The organism is Kineococcus sp. TRM81007, from assembly GCF_022669155.1.
Lineage (GTDB): Bacteria > Actinomycetota > Actinomycetes > Actinomycetales > Kineococcaceae > Kineococcus.
The window spans coordinates 26,590-47,900 of record NZ_JALBVB010000054.1; the positions used below are offsets into that span (position 1 = coordinate 26,590).

The following is a 21,311-nucleotide window of genomic DNA, read 5'->3' on the forward strand; positions in this document are numbered from 1 at the left end:
CGTCCGCGAGGACGGGGGCCCTCCGTCGTTCGGGCGGGGTGGCTCAGAGAGCGCGGACGTCGTCCGCCTGCGGGCCCTTCTGGCCCTGGGTCACCTCGAACTCCACGCGCTGGTTCTCCTCCAGCGAGCGGTAGCCGTTGCCGCTGATGGCCGAGTAGTGCACGAAGACGTCGGGGCCGCCGCCGTCCTGCTCGATGAAGCCGTACCCCTTCTCAGCGTTGAACCACTTGACGGTGCCCTGGGCCATACCTACTCCAACACGTTCCAGTCGGTGCGGGACCTGCGCTCGTGCCGGTCCCGGGCTGAGTGGGAACGCCCTCCGGGCCCGGGGGCCCGGGTGACGGTCGCAACACACTCCGCGGGCGTTCAGAACGATCGAGGAGCTGCTCCAACTGCAGCCGATCAGTAGCTAACACGACACCTGCGACCCCGCGCAACACTTCTGCACCCGTTCGTCAGACCGGCACCGCGGGCCGCGGGATCACCGGGCGGCGGCGGGTCCGCCCGCGTCGAGCGCACCCACCGCCAGCACCACGCTCGCCGCCGTCCACCCCAGCGGCGCCGGCCCCGCCGGGCTGCCGTCGGCCGCCACCTTTTCCGGCAGGCTGCCCCACGGCGCGCGGTGCGCGGCCAGCCAGTCCAGCCAGCGCACGGCCTGCTCCGCCCGCCCCGACGACGCCGCCGCCAGCGCCACCAGCGCGACCTCCGGCGTCCACGAGGTCCCGTCCCGCTTCCAGCCCGCGCCCGGCGCCAGGCCGCCCGCCGGTCGCAGCGCCTCGACCTGGTAGGCGTCGAACGCGTCCAGCACCGCCGCCGACGGCACCCGCGGCGCGAACGGCGGCAGCAGGAACGCCACCGCCGCGTCCACCCCACCGGTCTCCACGCCCGGATCGGCGTAGCGCAGGTACCCGGTGGGACCGAACTCCTCGTGCAGCAGCCCCTCCAGGGAGTCCGCGGCCGCCTCCAGCCGGTCCGCCGCGGCGTGCTCGCCCAGCAGCGGCTGCAGCCGTGCGCTCGCGCGCAACCCCGCCAGCAGCGGCGCGACCGTGCCCAGGGTCAGCTCCGCCTCGTCGCGCTCCCAGTAGTCCGGGGACGGCTCCGGCAGCTCGGTACCGTCGTCGGTGGCCTCCATCGCGAACCGCGTCGCACCGGTCAGCAGCCCCTCCAGCTCCTGCAGCTCCTGCAGCGCCTGCGCCCGCGTCGGGGCGTCGGACAGCACCTCGCCCAGCGCCCACAGCGCCCAGCCGGCGCCGTCGGCCTGGCGGTCGCGCCCGTCCGGGGTGCCGCTGCCGTCCACCAGGTAGCGGGCCTCGAAACCGCCGTCCTCGAGCTGCACGTCCGCCAGGAAGTCGAGCGCCCGCAGCGCCTGGTCGCGGTGCCCGGTGGCGGACAGCGCCACCGCGACGAACGCCGAGTCCCGCGGCCACGTGTACGCCCACCTGTCCACGGGGCCCGCGGTGACCGCGCCGTTCGCGGCGGTCAGGGAGCGCAGGTCCAGCAGCGCCTGGCGCACCAGCGGCTCCCACGGCCCCCCGGCGCCGGGCACGGTGCCGGCGGCCAGCCAGGCGGCGTCCTCCTCCGGCGTGGTGACCGCGACGCCCAGCTCGTCGCGCCAGGAGGCGTCGCTGAGCAGCGCCGGAGCGGGCACCGCCTCGGAGGGTTCCGGCATCGCCGTCAGGGCGCCGCCGGCCACGAGGGCCAGCGTCACCGCCACCGCCGCCGCTGCTCGCCGTCCCACCGCCCCGCTCCTCCCCGGGTGCCCTCGCCCGTGCCCTCGACGCCCGTGCCCACGGCCGTGCGCCGTCACCCCTCCAGGGGTCCGTCGACCGTAGCGGGCCCGCACCTGAGCGGTCCCGGGGTCGTCGTCGCGGCCGTCGTGTTCGATGGTCGGGTGAGCGCACCGGACCGGGCCGCCGCAGCCACCACGACGGCCGCCGACACCGCCGCCGCCCTGGACGCCGTCGGTCCCCGGCTGCGCCGGCTGCGCACCGCGCGCGGTCTCACCCTCGCGCAGGTCTCCGCCGCCACCGGCACCTCCGCCAGCACCCTGTCGCGCCTGGAGTCCGGTGGCCGGCGCGCCACCCTGGAGCTGCTGCTGCCGCTCGTGGCGCACTACGAGGTCAGCCTCGACGAGCTCGTCGCGCCGGAGCGGCCGCCGCGTCGGCGCACGGCCCGCTCCCGCCGGGGCATGACGTCGTACCCGCTGACCCGGGCGCCCGGGGGGCTGCGCGCCTACAAGCTGGTCCTCGCCCCCGGCTGCGGCGAGGAGGTCGAGCCGCAGCACCACGAGGGCTACGAGTGGCTGTACGTGATGTCCGGCGTGCTGCGGCTGCGGCTGGGGGCGCAGGACCTGCGGCTGCCCGCGGGGGAGGCGGCGGAGTTCGACACCCACCTGCCGCACGCGATGAGCAACCCCGGACGGGTGCCGGTCGAGCTGCTCAGCGTGTTCGGGCCGCAGGGGGAGCGCATGCACGTGCGCGCCCGGCCCCGGAAGGGCTGAGGCCGGGGCCGCTCAGGTCGTGGCGAGCAGTTCCACCACCAGGCGGGAGAGCGGGCGGTCCGCGTACAGCAGCCGCACCGCGTCCGGGTCGGGGTTGCCCGCGTCGGGGCCGCGCCACTGCAGGTGCAGCCCGGCGCGCTCGGCGGCCGCCGCCGAGCGCTCGTTGCGCTCCAGCAGGTACGCGGTGACGGGCACGTCGGGGTGCACCCGCCGCGCCGCGGCGATCGCCGCCGCGGCCAGCTCGCCGGCGTACCCGTGGCCCCAGTCGCGCCGGTGCAGCCGGTAGCTGAGGTTCCACGCCACGCCCAGGCGCAGGTCGCAGCCACCGGTGCCGACGAGCCGGCCGGCTTCCGGGCCCTCGGCGAGCCGGGCCACCCAGCTGCCCAGACCCGCCAGGTCCCAGCTCTCGCGCACCCGCTCCAGCAGCAGCGCCGTGCGGGTGCGGTCGGTGTGCCGGCCGGAGGGCAGGTGCTCCCACACCGCGGGGTCGGAGTAGAGGGCGAAGACGTCCTCCAGGTCCGCCAGGCGCGGCGGCGCCAGCAGCAGCCGGCGGGTGCGGGTGGAGACCGCGCCGGTGGTCGCGTCGGGAGGGGCGTCGGGGGGCACGGACCCATCGTCGCGCGTTGAGAGGCGCGACGCGACGACTCCCTGGCGCGTCACACGGGGAGTTGCCACATCGAACTTCTTCGGACGGGAGAACCGTGAGCACCACCGCGCACCGCGCACCGCGCACCGCCGCACCGCCGCTCGCCGACGTCGACGGCCGCCGCCCTGGTGCCCCTGCCCGGTGAGGACGGCGAGCAGTGCTCCTTCAGCCTCGGCTTCACCCCGTGCGGCACCGGGCTGACGTGCGAGCCGGCCGGTGACGGGCTGCACCTGCACGGGGTGGACGCCCGCGAGGGGAGCGGCTCGTGGACGGTGACGCGCACGGAGGTCGTCGTCGACGCGAACCGCGTGCGCGCCCGCGACGGGGAGACGACCACGGTCGTCCGCGGCGTCGGCGCGGACGACCCCGCCGTCACCGGCGCGCACGGCACCACGTGCGGGGACGTCCCGCCCTCCGCCGTGGCCGCCGAACCCCGCCCGTGACTCCTCGACCACCGCGGGGTGGGGATCGAAGCCGGGAAAGGGAATGGTTGTCGGTCGCAACGGGTTGGAGCAGGTGACCGCCGGTGCCGCACCGGGGGTCCGAGCTCGAGGGGAGCGCACCAGATGGCCAAGCACGCCGACGTCCGCCCGGTCGTGAAGCTCCGGTCCACCGCCGGCACCGGGTACACCTACGTGACCCGCAAGAACCGCCGCAACGACCCCGACCGCCTCGTCGTGCGCAAGTACGACCCGGTCGCGCGCGAGCACGTCGACTTCCGCGAGGAGCGCTGACGGTGGAGGTCCGCGGTGGGGAGGGCCGTCGGGGCTGAACCCCCGACGTGACGACGCGGCAGGAGCCGCCCGGCGANCGCCGGGCGGCTCCTGCCGCGTTCGGTGCGGTGCCGGTCCTCGACCGGCCGTCCGCGAGCGGTCAGCTCACGCCGGAGATCTGCTCGGCCTGCACGTACACCGAGCCGACCTGCAGGTCGGGAGCCGGGTCGTAGTTGCGCAGCTCCGACAGCAGCGCGTCGTCCACCTCGGCCAGGGAGCCGGTGAAGCTCACCACGTCGCCCTGCTCGACGGTGAACGGCGACTCGGCGGCGTCCGCACCGGCGAACTCCGGCAGGCGCACCAGGACCGTCTGGCCGGCCTGCGGGCCGACGTAGAACGCCTCGTCGGCCACGACCTCGGTGACCTCCACCTCGGTGGCCTGGACCTGCTGCCCCACCAAGGTGGTCAGGTCCGTGCCGTCGGTGAGGACGTCGACACCGCCGACCAGGACGGCGCCGGCCACGGCCGTCGCGGTGGGGTCCGACGTCGCGGTGGCGGTCGCCGTCGGGTCGCCGCTCGCGGTGGTGCTCGTGGAGGGGGTCGCCGAGGGGGTGGTCCCGTCGTCCGTGGGGGTGACCGGCGCGCTCGCGGTGGTCTGCGGGTCCACCGCGTCGACGTCGTCCTCGTCGTCACCGGTGAAGGCGAGGACCGCCCAGACGATGAGCGCGAGGGCGATCAGCGCGAGGAGCAGCCACAGCCACCAGCGGCTGCCCTTCTTCTCCTCGGCCGCGTGTGCGCCGTTGTCGTGCGGTTCAGACATCGGGGGTACCTCCGGGTAGCGGGATGGGCCTCTGCGATCCCGCTACCCGGTCACCGCGCGTGCCCAACCCCGGGCGGTCCCGATGTCACGAGACCGTCATGACCCGCGGGCCGTCCTCGCCGGGGTCGTCAGAGGGTCGCGGCGAGCTCCTCGGCGGTGCGCACGGCCGCGGCGAACTCCGCGTCGGCGCGCTCGCGCAGGCCCGCCAGCTCCGGCACGCGGTCGGCGAGGGTGGCGCTGGTCTGCACCACGTGCACGTCCATGCCCAGCGCGTTCCCCAGGACGATCCGCAGCACCGGCACACCGTGGTCCCACGACTCCGTCGGGGTGCCCGCGTCGTAGACGCCGCCGCGGCTGCTGACGACGACCGCGGGTCGCCCGGCCAGCGGCTGCGCACCCTCGCCGGTGGTGATCCCCGGAACGTGGACCTGGTCGATCCACACCTTCAGCGTCGAGGGGACCGTGTAGTTGTACAGCGGCGCACCCACCAGCAGGACGTCCGCGGCGAGCAGTTCGGCCAGGACCTCCCGCTGCAGGGCGTCCTCCGCCGCGGGCGGGTTCGCGTCCGGGCGGCGGGCCGCGTCCGGCCAGTGCAGCTCCGGGTCCGGCAGGTGCGGCAGCGGGTCGCGGTGCAGGTCGCGGTGGGTGGCCGTGAACTCCGGGCCACGAGCGCGCCACGCCTCGGCGAACGCCGCGGTGATCGCCCGGGAACGGGACCGTGCCAGGTCGGCGGAGGAGTCCAGGTGCAGCAGGTGAGGCATCCGGACAACCTACTGACCCCGCGCCGGAACTCGTGCGCGTGCGCTCAGCGGTGCCGCAGGACCGGCCCCTCCGGCAGCGGGGCGGCCGGGGTGGTGCACACCGACGACGTGGCCTGGTGCGAGTGCTTCTCCGGGCGAGGGCTCGCTGGCGCGCGAGCTCCGCGCCGGCTCGGCCCCGCCGGGCTGGCAGGACGTGGCTCCGGCGCCTGACCGGGTCCCGGGCACCAGTGGCCGGCGGCGCGTCAGGTCGCGCTCTGCTGGAACAGCCAGTCGCGCAGGGGCCCGATCTCGTAGGCCGGCTGGAAGGACGCCATGTGCTCGCTGCTGCCCGTCCCGCCCGAGCCGGCCGAACCGTTCGCGGAGACCACGGTGCCGGTCTCGAAGGTGGCGAAGTTGATGTCGTCGCCGGCGGCGAACAGCTCGGCCGCCGCGTCGGACAACTCCTGCGCCGACCACGTCGCGTCCCAGGTGGCGGCCTGGGAGGAGACGCCGGCGTCGGTGAGCATCGCCTTCACCTCCTCCTGACCTGCGAAGGCCTTCTCGTCCCCACCGGCGGCGATGTAGAAGAACTTCTCCCCCGCCAGGGGGCCGAGCTCGCTGATGTCCCACTGCCCGGAGACGAACAGCTCGGCGGCGAACAGCTCGGGGTCCTGGGCGGCCAGGTGCATCACCGTCATGCAGCCCATCGACTGCCCCGTGCCGTACACGCGGTTCTCGTCCACGCTGTACCGGCTCTTGATCTCCTCGAGCAGGCGAGGGGTGAGCGCGACGTAGTCGGTGGTGGTGTAGCTGCCGTGGTCGTCGATGACGACCTCCGGGTACTGCGGGACCACGACGATGCCGGCGTGCTTCGCCTGTTCGCTCTCGCTGGCCCAGATCAGCGCGCCGTACTGCGACAGGGGTGCGGTCACGTCCTGGCCGACCAGGCTGGAGTCGGCGATGTAGAGCACCAGCGGGTGGCTCTGCGAGGCGTCGTGGTCGGCGGGGACGAATAGGTTGTACGGCAGGCTCAGCCCGGTCGGGGCGTCGGTGTAGGTCTCCCGGGTGAACTCGTCGGTGACCTCGGCGACCAGGGTCTCCAGGGTGGGGATCTCCGAGCTCGAAGACGTCTCGGCGTTCGTGGTCGCTGACGTGCTCGCCGAGGAGCTGGCCGTGGTGCCGTCGGAGCCGCACGCAGCGGCGCCCACGGCCACGAGGCCGAGGGTGCCGGCCAGGGCGGCGCGGCGGGAGAGCGTGGGTGCCTGCACGCCTCCCACGTTCGGTGAGGACTGTGAGTGCTGCGCAGCACCCGCGTGTGCACCACCTGTGAGGGCGGTGGCCCGTCGTCGCGAGCGGGCTGTCCGCGAACGCGGGAGGTGCCCCCTCCGGCTCGGCCTTGCTCTCGGCCAACCGGCGACAGCCACTGCTGCGGCAGGGAGCCGTCCTCGCTCAGGGGGCGGTGTGCTTGCGCCCGGCCGGGCGGAGCCGCAGCGGCAGGAACCGAGAGGTGAGCTGATCGCGCGAGCCGGTCCGCCGGGTCGGGTTCGACCTGCACGATCCAGAGCAGTCCCGCTCCCTGAGTGCGTCCAGAAAGCGGGCGTCGGTGCCGTGGTCGGCGGCGACGGCGGTGACCGGCGGTCGCAGGCCCCTGCTGGCGGGCTCGTCGAGCACGCCAACTGCCTCGGTCGGTTCGATGACCTCCACGGCCTTCGCGGCGACGCGGCAGCGCACCGCGGCGACGTCCCACGTCGAGGGGGGGGACGAACTGCTGCAGACGCTGGTGTTCGACCCCGAGGTGCTCGGTCACCAGCTGCACCGACCTGCGCGCCCCGGCCGGACCTCGGGAGCCGTCGGCACGGGTCACCGTGCGGCGACCGTCCCCGACGAGACCTGACGAGGCGCTGCCGGAGCGGGTGCGGGACGCGTACTGTGACCCCGCGACGCGCCACGTGCACGGCGAACGGGGGCTGGTGGTCCGTGGTCCGTGGGCGGCGAGCCGAGCTGGAGGGCGCGCGCCGGCTGATCGGAGGCAGGGTCATGACGCTGCTCGGGCGGGTGCGGGAGCTCGCGGTCGTCGTGAACGTGCTGCGGGCGGCTGGCGAAGGCCGCGGCGGTGTGCTCGTGGTGCGCGGCCCGGCGGGGATCGGCAAGTCGGCGCTCGTGACCGCGGCGGTGGAGGCGGCACCGCACCTGCACGTGCTGCACGCGACGGGCACGGAGTTCGAGGCCGACCTGGCGTTCGCCGGTCTGCACCAGCTGTGCCTCCCGCTGCTGGAGCACCTGGATGAGCTGCCCGGACCGCAGGCGGGAGCGCTGCGCCGGGCCCTCGGGCTCGACGCGGGGCCGGAGCAGGTGGACCCGGGCCTGCTGGTGGGTGCCGGCCTGGTCAACCTGCTGCGTGCCGCTGCCCGAGCGCGGCCGCTGGTCTGCGTGGTCGACGACGTGCAGTGGCTGGATCCTGCCAGCACCGGGGCGCTCGCCTTCGCGGCGCGGCGGCTGGAGGGGGCGCCGGTGGCGCTGGTCCTCGTCGTGCGCGACGACGCGGGGTGGGGGGGACCCGTGCAGGACGCGCTGGAGCGGCTGCCGGGGGTGCGGCTGGAGGGCCTGGCCGAGGAGGACGCGCGGCGGTTGCTGGACGCGGAGGTGCGCGCGCCGCTGGACCCGAGGGTGCGGGACCGGATCATCGCCGAGGCGCGGGGCAACCCGCTGGCCCTGGTGGAGCTGCCCCGCACGTTCGGCCCGGCGGAGCTGGCCGGGGGCTACGGGCTGCCGAGCGCGGACTCGGTGAGGAGCGCGCTGGAGGCCAGCTTCCGCCGGCGCCTGGCGCTGCTGCCTCCCGCGTCCCGGTCGTTCGCCACCCTCGCCGCCGCGGAGACGACGGGCGATCCCGACCTGGTGCGGCGTGCCGCGGGGGTGCTCGGCCTGCCGGCGGACGCGGGCGCTCCCGTGGAGACTGCGGAGCTGCTGTCGGTGGGCGCCCGGGTGCGTTTCCGCCACCCGCTGGTCCGCTCGGTCGTGTACCACGCGGCGGGACTGGCGGACCGGCGCGCGATCCACCGGGCGCTGGCCGCGGCGACCGATCCCTCCACCGATCCCGACCGGCGCGCCTGGCACCTGGCGGCGGCCGCCGCCGGACCCGACGAGCACGTCGCCGCGGAACTGGTGCGCTGCGCGGGGCGCGCCCAGGCGCGCGGCGGTGTCGCGGCGGCGGCCGCCTTCCTCGACCGGGCCGCCGTGCTCACCCCCGACCCGGTCGAGCGCGCCGGACGGCTCCTGGCGGCCGCCGAAACCACCCGCGCGGCCGGGGCGCCGGAGGCGGCGCTGGAACTGCTCACGGCGGCGGAGGCCGGCGACCTCGACCCCGTGCAGCGCGCGCTGGCCGGGGTGCTGCGTGCGCGCACCGGCTTCGACCAGAGGCGCGACGCCGCCGCCGTGGAGGCGCTCCTGGCCGCCGGGCGTTCCGTCGCGCCCGTCGCCCCCGGCACCGCCCGCGACGTGCTGCTCGAGGCGTTCGCCGCCGCCACGTACACCGGGCGCTTCGCCGACCCGGGACTCGTCCCCCGCATCGCGACGGCCCTGCGCTCCCTGCCCGTGTCCGTGGGACCGCGCCGGCCGGCGGAGCTCCTCCACGACGGGTTCCTCTCCCTGGCCGTCCACGGGCCGGCGGCGGCGGCCCCGCTGCTGCGGGCGGGCGTGGAGGAGTGCCTCCGCCACGACGCCGGGCCGCTGCGGAACGGCTCCTTGTGGCTGGCGTGCAGCGGGGCGCAGAGCCTGTGGGACGAGGAAGCGTTCCTCGAGGCCTCCGAACGGCAGCTGACCGAGGTCCGGCGCACCGGGGCCGTGGCTTCGCTGCCCATCGCCCTCAGCTACCGGGCGCTGGCGCACGTGCACGCGGGGCGGTTCGACCGGGCGCAGGCGCTCGTCGACGAGTGCCACCGCGTCGCCGCCGAGCTGGGGGCGCCCCCGATGCGCTACGTCGACGTCACCGTCGCGGCCTGGCGGGGTGACGAAGCTCGTACGGTTGAGCTCCTGCGCGCCGGGACGGCCGACGCCACGGCGCGGCAGGAGGGGCGCCTGCTCACCGCCCTGGAGTACGCGCACACGGTCCTCCTGACCGGCCGGGGCCGCTACGCCGAGGCGCTGGAGGTCTGCCGGGTGCCCGTCGAACGCGAACCGGCGACCTTCCTGGCGTGGGTGCCCGCCGAGTTCATCGAGGCGGCGGCACGGTCGGGGCGGCCGGAGCTGGCCGCCCCGGTGCTGGACCGGCTGCGGGAGAGCGCCGAGGCCGTGGACAGCGACTGGGCGGCGGGCATCCTCGCCCGTTCCACGGCGCTGGTGACCCCGGGTCGGGAGGCGGAAGAGGGTTACCGGGCGGCCGTCGAGCACCTGACCCGCACCGCCGCCGTCCCGCAACTGGCCCGTGCTCACCTGCTGTACGGGGAGTGGCTGCGCCGCGAGGGCCGCAGGGGCGAGGCGCGCAAGCAGCTGCGCACCGCGCTCGAACGGTTCTCGTCCCTGGGTGCGGCCGGCTTCGCCGCGCGTGCGGCGCGGGAGCTCGCGGCGACCGGGGAGCGTGCCCGGTCACGCGGCGTCGCGGCGCCCGCCGGCCTGACGCCGCAGGAGCTGCAGGTGGCGCGGCTGGTCGCCGGTGGGGCCACGAGTCGGGAGGTGGCCGCGGAGCTGTTCGTCAGCCCGCGCACCGTCGACGCGCACCTGCGCGCCATCTTCGCCAAGCTCGGCATCACCTCCCGCCGCCAGCTGCGCGACCTGCCCGACCTGCCCGGCCTGCCCGGCCTGCCGGACGAGCACCGCTGCGTGGACGAGCTCGTCTGAACCGGCGCGGGGGTGCGGGTGGTCCCCGGGCCCGCGGCTGCCGATCACGGCGACCCGCTCGTCGAGCACGTTCGCGACGCGTACGGTGATCCCGCGACGCGCGACGTGCGCGGCGAGCGGGTGCACAGAGCCGTGGTCCCGGGACGGTGTGCCGCGCTCGGCGGCCCAGGTGTCGCGTGAACGGAGGTGCCACCGGTGACGCTGCGCGGAAGGGCGGCGGAGCTGAGGGTGGTCGGGGACCTGCTGCGGGCGGCCGGTGCGAGCCGCGGTGGTGCCCTCGTGGTCCGAGGACCCGCGGGGATCGGCAAGTCGGTGCTCGTGGCCGAGGCGGTCGGTGCGGCGCCCGGTCTCGAGGTGCTGGAGGCGACGGGCACGGAGTTCGAGTCCGACCTGCCCTTCGCCGGGCTGCACCAGCTCTGCCAGCCGGTGCTGGAGCGCCTCGCGGAGCTGCCGGCGCCCCAGGCCGGCGCGCTGGGGCGCGCCCTCGGGCTCGACACCGGGCCGGTCGCACCCGACGCGGGCCTGCTCGTCGGCGCGGGCCTGCTGAGCCTGCTGACCGCGGCCGCTCGCACCCGGCCGCTGGTGTGCGTGGTCGACGACGCGCAGTGGATGGACCCGGCCAGCACCGCGGCTCTCGCCTTCGCCGCGCGGCGCCTGAGCGCGGTCCCCGTGGCGGTCGTCGTGGTCGTGCGGGACGGGGACGACCAGGGAGCCGGACCGGACGTCCTGACCCGGTTGCCGACGCTGCGGCTGGAGGGGTTGCCCGAGCGGGAGGCGCGGGAGCTGCTCGACGCCGAGGTGCGCGCACCGCTCGACCCGCGGGTGCGGGACCGCGTCGTCGCCGAGGCACGGGGCAACCCGCTCGCGCTGCTGGAGCTGCCCCGCACGGTCGGCCCGGCCGCGCTGGCGGGCGGCTACGAGCTGCCGGGCGGCTCCGTGTCCGGCGCCCTGGAGGCGAGCTTCTGCCAGCGGCTGTCCCTGCTGCCGCCACCGGCGCAGGCGTTCGCGGCGCTGGCCTCGGCGGAGCCGACGGGGGACCCGGACCTGCTGCGGCGGGCGGCGCGGGAGATGGGCCTGGCGGTGGACGTCGCGGGGCCGGTCGAGGAGGCGGGTCTGGTGTCGGTGGGGGTCCGGGTGCGGTTCCGCCACCCGTTGGTGCGCTCCGCGGTGTACCACGCGACCTCCCCGGGGCAGCGGCGCGCCGTCCACCGCGCCCTCGCCGCTGCCACGGACCCGGCGGTGGACCCGCACCGGCGGGCGTGGCACCTGGCGATGGCCGCTGACGGGCCCGACGAGGCGGTGGCCGGCGAGCTCGAGCGCTCGGCGGGCCGGGCCCAGCTGCGCGGTGGGGTCGCAGCGGCGGCGGCCTTCCTCGAGCGCGCCGCGGTGCTGACCCCCGACCCGGTCAGGCGCACCGGGCGCCTGCTCGAGGCGGCGTCCGCCAAGCGCGCCGCGGGTGCGCCGGAGACAGCGCTGCAGCTGGTGTCGGTGGCCGAGAGCGCCGGCCTGGACCGCGGGCAGCGTGCGCTGGCAGGGGCGCTGCGCGCCCGCACCGCCTTCGACCAGCGCCAGGACGCCGGAGCGGTCGGTCTCCTGGTGCAGGCCGCGCGCTCCTTCGCCGAGGTGGACCCCGCGACGGCCCGGGAGGCCCTGCTCGAGGCGTACGCCGTGGCCCTGTACGCCGGGCGCTTCGCCGATCCCGACGCCGTCCCGCAGATCGCGGCGGTCGCGCGGTCGCTGCCCGCCGGTGAGGCGCCGACCCGGACCCTGGACCTCCTCCTCGACGGGCTGCTCACCCTCGCCACCCGGGGACGGGTGCACGCCGTGGACCAGCTGCGCCGAGGCGTCGCCATGAGCTTCGACGACGACGACACCCCCCTGACCAGCGGCTACCTGTGGATGGCGGCCAGCGCGGCCCACGAGCTGTGGGACGAGGAGGGGTTCCGCCTGCTCGCCGAGCGGCAGCTCGCACGGGTGCGGCGCGCGGGCGCCGTGGCCGCCCTGATCCTCGCGCTCGGCACCCGGGCCCTGAGCCACGTGCACACCGGGCGGTTCGCGCAGGCGCAGGTCCTCGTCGGCGAGGCGCACCGGGTCGCCGACGAGCTCGGCATCCCGCCGATGCTCACCGTGCCCGCGATCATCGCGGCGTGGCAGGGCGACGAACCCGCCACCACGCGGATCGTGCAGGCCGCGTCCGCCGACGCCGCGCTGCGGCGGGAGGGCGGGCACCTGAGCGTCATGGAGTACGCGACGGCGCTCCTGCTCAACGCCCAGGGGCGCTACGGCGAGGCCCTGGACGCCTGCCGCACCGCCGTGGACCTCCACGAGCAGGACGTCCGCGTCTGGCTCCTGCCGGAGTTCGTCGAGGCGGCGGTCCGCGCCGGACGCCGCGACCTGGCCGTCCCGGTCCACGAGCGGTTGCGGGAGGGGGTGGAGCTCCTCCGCAGCGACTGGGCGGCGGGCACGGTCGCACGGTGCGCGGCGCTGCTGGCCGAGGGCGAGCAGGCCGAGGAGCAGTACCGCGCAGCGGTCGGGCACCTGTCCCGCACCGCGGCGGCCCCCCAGCTGGCCCGCGCCCACCTGCTGTACGGGGAGTGGCTGCGCCGGGAGGGCCGCAAGCGGGAGGCGCGCGAGCAGTTGCGCGTCGCCCACGACGCCTTCTCCGGCCTCGGTGCCGCCGCCTTCGCCGCACGGGCGGCGCGGGAGCTGGCGGCGACCGGTGAGCGCGCCAGGACCCGCGGGACCACCGGGGACGAGCAGCGGGCGCAGCTGACCGCGCAGGAGCTGCAGGTCGCCCGGGCGGTGGCCGCCGGGGCGACGAGCAAGGAGGTCGCCGCGGAGCTGTTCCTGAGCCCCCGCACGGTCGACGCCCACCTGCGCAACATCTTCGCCAAGCTCGGCATCACGTCGCGGCGGCAGTTGCGGGACCTGCCGCTCCCCGCGGAACCGCGCGACCGCTGAGCCGTCCCGCACGGGATGTAGGCGACGACCGCCGACGCGAGGCGGCGCGCGCACGCCCACCCTGGCGGGGTGGTCGACCCCCCCGGCACCCTGCTGCTCCCGCACCTGCACGAGGTGTCGCTGCTGACCCGTCGCGGCGACGTCTGGACGAGCCGCCGGATCTGGGTGGTCGCCGTGGAGGACCGGGCGTACGTCCGCTCCGCGCTCGGCTCCCGCGCGGCCTGGTACCGCCGGGTGCTCCTCGACCCCCGTGCGCGGGTGGTCGCCGGCGACCTCAGCCTCGACGTGGCGTTCCTGCCGGTCCGCGACGCCCTGACCGTCGCCGAGGTGTCCCTGGCGTACTGGGAGAAGTACGGGCCGGGCTGGCCCGGGCCGACGGCGACGATGACGGCACCGGAGGCGGCGAGCACGACGATGCAGATCGTCGGCGCATGTAGGTGATGACCACCGAGGCGAAGGGGACACCCGCGTTGGGAGCGTTCTCACAGGGGGGCGCCGAGCCGGTGCCCCCCACCGGCAGGACCTGACGCCCGGAGGAGTCCCAGTGACCGACGTGAAGCTCTCCGTCATCCACTGCTCGGCGGCGGGAACCATCCACGCGATGGCCCGGCGCGTGGCGGAAGCGGGGGAGAAGGCCGGGGCGGAAGTCCGCCTGCGCCAGGTCCCCGAGCTGGCCGCACCCGAGCGGATCGCAGCCAACACCTCCTGGAGCCAGCACTTCGACACCACCGAGGACGAGCCGAAGGCGACGACCGAGGACCTCGTGCGGGCCGACGCGGTCCTGCTGGGGACCCCCACCCGCTACGGCAACGTGGCCAGCCAGCTCAAGCAGTTCCTCGACGGAACCGGCGGGTTCCTGGTGCCGCCGGGCGCTGCAGGACTCCTGACCCAGCCCTCCACGGCGAAACCGACGGACCGTCCGGCACGCACCTGCCGGGAGAGGAGCACACGATGGCCACGGTGACCTGCGACGGAGCGACACGGCTGCACCCGGGGGACCCGGTGGCGGCGGTGGGCCCCCCGGACCGGCCGGGCGAGGCGGACCACGTGCACCTGCTCGACGTGGGCAGCGGCGAGCGGGTCGCCCGGTGAACCGCCCGCACCTGCCCGGCCGTGGCCACCACGCCCACGGCACCGCGCAGGCGGGCGACAGCGCCCGCTGGGCGGAGTACACGCTCCTCGCGGACCGCGGGCCCGAGGAGATCGCCACGGAGATGGCCCGTGCCACCGAGCACGGCGATCCCGCTCCCGGCGACGGCGGTCCCCGCGGGACCGGTGAACGGTTCCGGTGAGGTGCTCGTGCTGAGGAGTGCACCGGAGGTGCCGCGGGCGGGCACGGTGCCGCGGTCCCGTGCTGGCGCCGGGACCCGGGTCCCGCCGGGCGCAGCCGCACCACCGACGCTGGGCGACTTCCTGCGGGCGATGCGCAGCCGGCTGCGCCCGCAGGACGTGGGCCTGCCGGCCTCGTCGGGCCACCGCCGGGTTCCCGGGTTGCGCCGGCAGGAGGTGGCGGACCTGGCCGGCGTGAGCCTGGACTACTACACGCGCATCGAGCAGGGCCGGGTCGGGGAGGTTTCCGGGGCGGTCCTCAACTCGGTCGGGGAAGCCCTGCTGCTGAGCGCGGAGGAGACTGCGCTGCTGCACCGCCTGGCGGCTCCGTCCCGCTCGGTGCCGAGACCGCGCCCGGAGGGGAGGCTGCGGCCCGGCACCACGGGGATGCTCGCCTCGCTGACCGTGCCGGCGGCCGTGGTGAACCACCGCACGGACGTCCTGGCGGCCAACCTGCCGTTCCGGCTCCTCGTCGCGCGGCCGAGCGGGCCGCCGGAGGCGATGGGGAACCTCGTGCGCTGGCACTTCCTGGACCCGTGGGCCCGGGAACTCCTCCCCGAGTGGCGGGACAGCGCCGGCGCGGCGGTCGCGGGCCTGCGCCTGAACTGGGTTCGGAACCCGGGCGACCCGGAACTGGACGGGCTCGTCGCCGAGCTGTCGGCGCGCAGCACGGAGTTCTCGCGCGTGTGGGGGGTGCCGGGTGTCACAGGCGCCTCCCACGGGCGGCTGACCGTCGAGCACCCGTGGGCCGGTACGTGTCGGTTGGACCAGCAGGTGCTCCCGCTCCCGGGGGAGGGGGTGTTCCTCACCCTGCAGACCCCGGTCCCCGGGACCGGCTCGGAGGCCGTGCTGGACCGGTTGCTGCGCTGCTGGCGGGGCCCGCGCCCGGACCTGTTCTGGGACGTGCGACGACCGGGGGCCGGGCGTGCCCCCGACGGCGGGTGAGGTGCGGGTGGCGCCCGTCTGCGCGCCCCTGCCGCGGGCGGGGCGGTGCCGTCGGTCGAGGGCTCGGCACCACGGGCCCCTCGGTGGTCCTCGACCGGCAGGGTGGGACTGCCGGGGCCTCCCTCCCGCGCGCGGCGTCGTGGAGGGTCGGGCCATGAGCGTCCCCGCCGGCCTCCCGCTGCTCCTCGACGCGATCGGGGTTCGGGGGAACCTCGTCACCGGCCCGGGGGGGCGCGGGTGACGGGCGGGCAGCGCGCCGGCGGGGGACCGGCCGCGGTGGAGGCGCAGGTGCGTCCCGTGCTCCTCAGCGTGGACGACGACCCGGGCGTCGGCCGAGCCATCGCCCGGGACCTGCGCCGCCGCTACGGCGGGACCCACCGGGTCCTGCGTGCGGGGTCGGGAGCGGAAGGGCTCGACGTCCTCGAGCGGCTGGTGCTGCGCGGGGAGCGCGTCGCGGTCCTGCTGGCGGACCACCGCATGCCCGGCATGACGGGCGTCGACTTCCTCGAGCGTTCCCTGGACGTGGTGCCCCAGGCGCGCCGCGTCCTGCTCACGGCGTACGCGGACACCGACGCGGCGATCCGCGCGATCAACGACGCGGACCTCGACCGCTACCTGCTCAAGCCGTGGGACCCGCCGGAGGAGCGGCTGTACCCGGTGCTGGACGAACTGCTGGCGCAGTGGGCCGTGGAGAACCGGCCGGTCGCCGCGGGGCTGAGCGTGGTGGGCCACCAGTGGTCGGCGCGGACGCAGGAGGTGCGGGAGTTCCTCACCCGCAACGGGGTTCCCCACCGGTTCCTGGAGGTTCGCGGCCCCGAGGCGCGGCGCCTCCTGGGCATCTCGGGCCTGGGGGCGGACACCGACGTGCTGCCCGTGGCGTTCCTGCCCGACGGGTCCGTGCTGCCCGCGTGCAGTCCCCGGACCCTGGCGCAGCGGGTCGGGCTGTCCACCACCGCCGGGAGCCCCTTCTACGACGTCGTGGTCGTCGGTGGCGGGCCCGCCGGGCTCGGTGCCTCCGTCTACGCGGCCAGCGAGGGGCTGCGGACCCTGCTGGTCGAGCGCTCCGCCACCGGGGGTCAGGCCGGGCAGAGCAGCCGGATCGAGAACTACCTCGGTTTCCCGCAGGGGGTGTCCGGTGCCGAACTCGCCGAGCGGGCGCGCCACCAGGCGACCCGCTTCGGGGTGGAGATCCTGACCACGGTCGAGTGCACCGGGATCGAGGTTCGCGGTGAAGGGCGCACCCTGCGCTTCGGCGACGGCTCCTCGGTCTCCTGCCACGCCGTCGTCCTGGCCACGGGGGTCTCCTACGCGGCACTGCCCGTGCCGGACCTGGAGGGGTTCGTCGGCAGGGGGGTCCACCAGGGAGCGGCCGCTCACGAGGCGGTGAACTGCGCCGGGCAGACGGTGCACGTCGTCGGGGGCGCGAACTCCGCCGGGCAGGCGGCGCTGCACCTCGCCCGGTACGCGGAGCGGGTCGTGCTGCTCGTCCGGGGCGACTCGCTGCGCCGCGGCATGAGCGAGTACCTCGTCGAGCGGATCGAGGCCTCGGCACGCATCGAGGTCCGCACGTGCACGCAGATCGAGGGGGCGGGGGGCGGGGAGCACCTGGAGTGGCTGCGTGTGCGGGACAGCCGCACGGGCACCGCCGAGACGGTGCGGGCCGCGTGGCTGTTCGTCCTCATCGGCGCTGCGCCCCGCACCGACTGGCTGGGCGACGCCTTCGCCCGCGACGCCAAGGGCTTCCTCCTGACGGGCCCGGAACTGCTCGACGACGCCGGGCGGCCCCCCGCGACGTGGGCGCCGCCACGCGTGCCCCACCTGCTGGAGTCGAGCGTCCCGGGCGTGTTCGTCGCCGGGGACGCGCGTGCCGCCTCGATCAAGCGGGTGGCCTCCGCGGTCGGCGAGGGGGCGATGGCCGTGAGCCTCGTGCACCGCTACCTGGGGGGCCTGTGAACGCGCAGTCGATCCCGGGTGTCGCGCTCGTCCCCCCGGACGAGCTGCGCACCCTGTTCCTCTTCGAGCGCCTCGGTGACGAGCGGCTGCGGTGGCTGTCGCGGCACGGGGAACGGCGCACCCACCCGCCCGGCGCGCTGGTGTTCTGCGAGGGCGACCCGGCCGAGCACCTCCACGTCCTGCTCGACGGCGGGGTCCGACTGCTGCAGCGCTCCAGCGGTGAGGACGTGACGCTCGTCGAGACCACCCAGCGGGGCGTCTACGCCGGGGCGGTGCGGGCGTTCGCGACCGGCGCGGACCAGCGCTACGCGCAGAGCCTGCGGACCACGGTGGCGAGCAGCTTCTTCCGGTTGCCGGCGCAGGACTTCGCGGTGCTGGTGCGCGAGGAGATGCCGATGGCGGTGCACCTGCTCGACGGCCTGTTCGTCGGGGTCCGGGTCAGCGAGGCGACGATCCGCAGGCGCGAGCACCTCGCCGACCTCGGGGCCCTGTCCGCCGGTCTGGCGCACGAGCTGAACAACCCGGCCGCGACCGCGGTGCGCGCGTCGGCGCAGCTGCGCCGGCACGTCGACGCGCTGCGCCGGCGCGCTCCGCTGGTCGTGCGCACCGGTGTGGACGCCACCGCCCTGGAGCGGCTGCTGCACCTGCACGGGTCCGCCGGTGGCACCTCCGCCGTCCCGCCCGGCGACCCGCTGGCGGTCGCCGACGCGGAGGACGCCGTCCGCGACGTCCTCGCGGAGGCGGGCGCGGCGGACCCGGACGTCGCCGCGGCGGCGTTCGTGGCGGCGGGGTTCGGCGCGGACGACGTCGCGGTGGTCCTGGAGGAACCCACCGGTGCGGCGGGAGCCGACCTGCTGGCCGACGTCCTCGCGGTGGAGCCGCTGCTGCGGGACGTCGAGGCCGCCGCCGCCGCCGTCTCCGCCCTCGTCGCCTCGGTGAAGGAGTACGCCCACCCCGGTGCCGCCTCGGTGCGGGACGTCGACGTGCACGCCGGGCTGGACAGCGCCGTCACGATGCTGGGCCACAAGCTCGCCGGGGTCGAGCTGCACCGCGACTACGACCCGTCGCTGCCGCGCGTGGCCGCCCGCGGTGCGGAGCTGAACCAGGTGTGGACGAACCTGATCGACAACGCGGTGGACGCGGTGGCCGGCCGGGGTTCGGTGGAGCTGCGCACCCGCCCGGGCGACGGTGTCGTGACGGTGGAGGTCCGTGACGACGGCGCGGGCATCCCCGAGGAGCTGCTCCCGCGCGTCTTCGAGGCCTTCTTCACCACCAAGGGCCCGGGGTCGGGCTGCGGGCTGGGGCTGGACACCGCCCGGCGCATCGTCGAGGACCGCCACCACGGGCACCTCGGCGTGACCAGCGGGCCACGGGGCACGACGTTCACCGTGACCCTGCCGGTCCACCAGCGGCTGCCGTGAGGCCGGCGGTGGAGCGACGACGAGCGGCGGGGGCGGTGACCACGACCCGCGAGCACCTCGGCACCGCCGACGTGGCGGCCCCGCCCAGCGCAGCGGGCTGCCCGAGCAGGCCCTGGGTAGCAGCGTCAGGACCTCCCTCCCGCCGTGCACGGAGCGCACAGTGAGGATCCACAGCGTCAGGGAGGGGTGGGCAGTGCAGATGGCGGTGCTGGAGGCCGGCGGAGTGGGCAGCGGCATGGGTCGAGCAGTGCGTTTCACCCGCTACGGCGGTCCGGAGGTCCTGCAGGTGGTGCAGGTGCCGCGCCCGGAGGCGCAGCCGGGGACGGTCGTGGTCGAGGTCGTCTCCGCTGCCGTGAACCCCGGTGAGATCGGCATCCGCGAGGGCGTCTTCGCCGACACGTGGCCGGCGAGCTTCCCGGAGGGGCAGGGCAACGACTTCTCGGGGGTGGTGGCCGAGGTGGGGCCGGGCGTGGAGCGCCTCGGGGCGGGGCAGGCGGTGCTGGGTTTCGCCCCGCGCGCCGCGCAGGCGCAGTTCGTCCGAGTCCCGGCTGACCGACTGGCGGTCAAGCCAGCGGGGCTGGGCTGGGACGAGGCCGCGGCGGTCGCCGGAGCCGGAGCCACCGCGTGGGCGGCCGTGGCGGTCGTCGACCCGCGGCCGGGGGAGACGGTGCTGGTCTCGGCGGCGGCCGGCGGGGTCGGTGTCGTCGCAGCCCAGTTGGCGTTGCTGCGCGGGGCCCGCGTCGTCGGAACCGCCGGTGAGGGCAACGCCGGGTTCCTCGCGGGCCTGGGTGTGGTGCCGGTGCGCTACGGCCCGGGGCTGCTGGAGCGGGTGCGTGCTGCTGCGCCCGACGGGGTGGACGCCTGCGTCGACACCTTCGGCCCTCCCAACGTCGAGGTCGCGCTCGCCCTGGGGGTGCCGGCGGGACGCATCAACACCACCGCCGACGGTCGCGCGGTGCAGCGTCACGGCGTGCACCACGACGCGCAGGAGCAGGCGGACGACCCCGGGATCTGGCGTCAGCTGGCGCGACTGGTGGCCGACGGCCGCCTGCAGGTCCCCATCACGGCCACCTACCCGCTCGCGGCGGTGCAGCGGGCTTACCGCGACCTGGCCACCCGGCACGTGCGCGGCAAGCGCGTCCTGCACATCGCCTCACCCGCCCGGCGCGCCGAGCTGGTCCCCTAGCGACCGGCGCACCCCGCTCAGCCGTTCCCGCGGTGCAGCGCCGCGGGCCGGGGCCACGGGGCCACGGGGCGGCGGTGCCGCGGGCCGGCGACGTCGAGAGCCCGCCTCGGCGGAGGCGGCGAACGCACCAACCGCACGAACCGCACGACACACCCGACGCACGACGGACCGTCCGGCACGCACCTGCCGGGGACAGGAGCACACGATGGCCACGGTGACCTACGACGGAGCGACACGGCTGTACCCGGGGAACCCGGTGGCGGCGGTGGACTCCCTGGAACTCCACGTCGAGGACGGCGAGTTCCTCGTGCTGGTCGGCCCCTCCGGCTGCGGCAAGTCCACCTCGCTGCGCATGCTCGCCGGCCTGGAGGACGTCAACGGCGGACGCATCCTCATCGGCGACCGCGACGTCACCACGGTCCCCCCCAAGGACCGCGACATCGCGATGGTGTTCCAGAACTACGCGCTGTACCCGCACATGACGGTCGCCGACAACATGGGCTTCGCCCTGAAGATCGCCGGCACCCCCAAGGACGAGATCAAGCGCCGCGTGCAGGAAGCGGCCAAGATCCTCGACCTCGAGGCGTACCTGAGCCGCAAGCCCAAGGCCCTCTCCGGCGGCCAGCGCCAGCGCGTGGCCATGGGCCGCGCCATCGTGCGCCAGCCGCAGGTCTTCCTCATGGACGAGCCGCTGTCGAACCTGGACGCCAAGCTGCGCGTGCAGACCCGCACCCAGATCGCCTCCCTGCAGCGCCGCCTGGCCGTCACCACCGTCTACGTCACCCACGACCAGGTCGAGGCCATGACGATGGGCGACCGCGTCGCGGTCCTCAAGGACGGCGTGCTGCAGCAGGTCGACACCCCCCGGCGCATGTACGACCACCCCAACAACGTCTTCGTCGCCGGGTTCATCGGCTCCCCGGCCATGAACCTGCTCAGCTTGGACGTCACCGACGGCGGCGTGCGCCTGGGCGACTCGGTGTGGCCGGTGGAGCGCGCCTCCCTCGCCGCCACGGGCGACAAGCTCACCCTGGGCGTGCGCCCGGAGGACCTGGAGCTGTCCGACCGCGGTCTGCCGGTGCACGTGGACGTCGTCGAGGAGCTCGGCGCCGACGCGTACATCTACGGCTCCCTGGCCCAGCCCGGCCAGGAGGACCACCAGGTCATCGCCCGCGTCGACGGCCGTCGCCCCCCGCAGAAGGGCTCCACGGTGCACTTCACCCCCAAGCAGGGTCACGTGCACCTGTTCGACCAGCACTCCGGC

21 protein-coding genes are annotated in these 21,311 nt (G+C 76.0%); 15 read left to right on the forward strand and 6 right to left on the reverse strand.

Annotation, left to right across the window (positions count from 1 at the left end; genetic code table 11):
• Window positions 1-43 precede the first annotated feature (43 nt).
• Both MN205_RS13110 and MN205_RS13115 read right to left on the reverse strand, forming a co-directional pair.
• The gene (locus tag MN205_RS13110; protein WP_242127978.1) at window positions 44-247 is read right to left on the reverse strand and encodes a cold-shock protein; all 204 of its coding nucleotides are present in this window, start codon (window positions 245-247) and stop codon (window positions 44-46) included.
• Window positions 248-481: 234 nt separating this feature from the next.
• On the reverse strand, window positions 482-1,738 hold the full coding sequence (locus MN205_RS13115) for a hypothetical protein (protein WP_242127981.1): 1,257 nt from the start codon (window positions 1,736-1,738) through the stop codon (window positions 482-484).
• A gap of 153 nt (window positions 1,739-1,891) precedes the next feature.
• On the opposite strand from MN205_RS13115, the gene MN205_RS13120 reads away from it, so the two are divergent.
• Entirely contained in the window at window positions 1,892-2,500 is a 609-nt protein-coding gene (locus MN205_RS13120; protein WP_242127983.1) for a helix-turn-helix domain-containing protein, read from the forward strand.
• Between the two features lie 12 nt (window positions 2,501-2,512).
• On the opposite strand, the gene MN205_RS13125 is transcribed toward MN205_RS13120, so the two are convergent.
• The gene (locus MN205_RS13125; RefSeq protein WP_242127985.1) at window positions 2,513-3,106 is read right to left on the reverse strand and encodes a GNAT family N-acetyltransferase; all 594 of its coding nucleotides are present in this window, start codon (window positions 3,104-3,106) and stop codon (window positions 2,513-2,515) included.
• 168 nt (window positions 3,107-3,274) lie between these two features.
• Here MN205_RS13125 and MN205_RS13130 point away from each other — a divergent pair, with 168 nt between their 5' ends.
• Window positions 3,275-3,589: a hypothetical protein gene (locus MN205_RS13130; protein WP_242127987.1), complete on the forward strand. Its 315-nt coding sequence runs from the start codon at window positions 3,275-3,277 to the stop codon at window positions 3,587-3,589.
• Between the two features lie 123 nt (window positions 3,590-3,712).
• The gene (gene rpmG, locus MN205_RS13135; protein WP_242127989.1) at window positions 3,713-3,880 is read left to right on the forward strand and encodes a 50S ribosomal protein L33; all 168 of its coding nucleotides are present in this window, start codon (window positions 3,713-3,715) and stop codon (window positions 3,878-3,880) included.
• A 139-nt stretch (window positions 3,881-4,019) separates the two neighbouring features.
• Here rpmG and MN205_RS13140 read toward each other — a convergent pair whose 3' ends face one another.
• From MN205_RS13140 to MN205_RS13150, 3 genes are all read right to left on the reverse strand, one after another.
• Entirely contained in the window at window positions 4,020-4,679 is a 660-nt protein-coding gene (locus MN205_RS13140) for a hypothetical protein (protein ID WP_242127991.1), read from the reverse strand.
• Between the two features lie 128 nt (window positions 4,680-4,807).
• Complete coding sequence (locus MN205_RS13145) at window positions 4,808-5,440, reverse strand: FMN-dependent NADH-azoreductase (protein WP_242127993.1); 633 nt, start codon at window positions 5,438-5,440, stop codon at window positions 4,808-4,810.
• 242 nt (window positions 5,441-5,682) lie between these two features.
• Window positions 5,683-6,687, reverse strand: coding sequence for an alpha/beta hydrolase-fold protein (locus MN205_RS13150; protein ID WP_242127995.1), 1,005 nt, complete (start codon window positions 6,685-6,687; stop codon window positions 5,683-5,685).
• 425 nt (window positions 6,688-7,112) lie between these two features.
• Here MN205_RS13150 and MN205_RS13155 point away from each other — a divergent pair, with 425 nt between their 5' ends.
• From MN205_RS13155 to MN205_RS13215, 12 genes are all read left to right on the forward strand, one after another.
• On the forward strand, window positions 7,113-7,313 hold the full coding sequence (locus tag MN205_RS13155; protein WP_242127997.1) for a hypothetical protein: 201 nt from the start codon (window positions 7,113-7,115) through the stop codon (window positions 7,311-7,313).
• A 143-nt stretch (window positions 7,314-7,456) separates the two neighbouring features.
• On the forward strand, window positions 7,457-10,252 hold the full coding sequence (locus MN205_RS21260; RefSeq protein WP_305037213.1) for an AAA family ATPase: 2,796 nt from the start codon (window positions 7,457-7,459) through the stop codon (window positions 10,250-10,252).
• Window positions 10,253-10,447: 195 nt separating this feature from the next.
• The gene (locus MN205_RS13170) at window positions 10,448-13,213 is read left to right on the forward strand and encodes an AAA family ATPase (RefSeq protein ID WP_242127999.1); all 2,766 of its coding nucleotides are present in this window, start codon (window positions 10,448-10,450) and stop codon (window positions 13,211-13,213) included.
• 69 nt (window positions 13,214-13,282) lie between these two features.
• On the forward strand, window positions 13,283-13,654 hold the full coding sequence (locus tag MN205_RS13175) for a DUF2255 family protein (protein ID WP_242128001.1): 372 nt from the start codon (window positions 13,283-13,285) through the stop codon (window positions 13,652-13,654).
• A gap of 103 nt (window positions 13,655-13,757) precedes the next feature.
• Complete coding sequence (locus MN205_RS13180; protein ID WP_242128003.1) at window positions 13,758-14,177, forward strand: NAD(P)H-dependent oxidoreductase; 420 nt, start codon at window positions 13,758-13,760, stop codon at window positions 14,175-14,177.
• Window positions 14,165-14,305: a hypothetical protein gene (locus tag MN205_RS13185; protein WP_242128005.1), complete on the forward strand. Its 141-nt coding sequence runs from the start codon at window positions 14,165-14,167 to the stop codon at window positions 14,303-14,305. The genes MN205_RS13180 and MN205_RS13185 overlap by 13 nt, the downstream gene beginning before the upstream one ends.
• Window positions 14,302-14,505, forward strand: a complete 204-nt coding sequence (locus MN205_RS13190) for a hypothetical protein (protein ID WP_242128007.1) — start codon at window positions 14,302-14,304, stop codon at window positions 14,503-14,505. The genes MN205_RS13185 and MN205_RS13190 overlap by 4 nt, the downstream gene beginning before the upstream one ends.
• A complete protein-coding gene (locus MN205_RS13195; protein ID WP_242128009.1) occupies window positions 14,489-15,487 on the forward strand; it encodes a helix-turn-helix transcriptional regulator in 999 nt (332 codons plus the stop codon). Before MN205_RS13190 ends, MN205_RS13195 begins: the two co-directional genes overlap by 17 nt.
• A 237-nt stretch (window positions 15,488-15,724) precedes the next feature.
• The gene (locus MN205_RS13200) at window positions 15,725-17,440 is read left to right on the forward strand and encodes an FAD-dependent oxidoreductase (protein WP_242128011.1); all 1,716 of its coding nucleotides are present in this window, start codon (window positions 15,725-15,727) and stop codon (window positions 17,438-17,440) included.
• Window positions 17,437-18,861 carry an ATP-binding protein gene (locus MN205_RS13205; RefSeq protein ID WP_242128013.1) on the forward strand — a complete coding sequence of 475 codons (1,425 nt, stop codon included), beginning with the start codon at window positions 17,437-17,439 and terminating at the stop codon, window positions 18,859-18,861. Before MN205_RS13200 ends, MN205_RS13205 begins: the two co-directional genes overlap by 4 nt.
• A 199-nt stretch (window positions 18,862-19,060) precedes the next feature.
• Window positions 19,061-20,047 carry an NADP-dependent oxidoreductase gene (locus tag MN205_RS13210; protein WP_242128021.1) on the forward strand — a complete coding sequence of 329 codons (987 nt, stop codon included), beginning with the start codon at window positions 19,061-19,063 and terminating at the stop codon, window positions 20,045-20,047.
• Between the two features lie 205 nt (window positions 20,048-20,252).
• Window positions 20,253-21,311, forward strand: a 1,059-nt coding sequence (locus MN205_RS13215; RefSeq protein WP_242128015.1) for an ABC transporter ATP-binding protein, incomplete at its 3' end; no start/stop codon positions are given.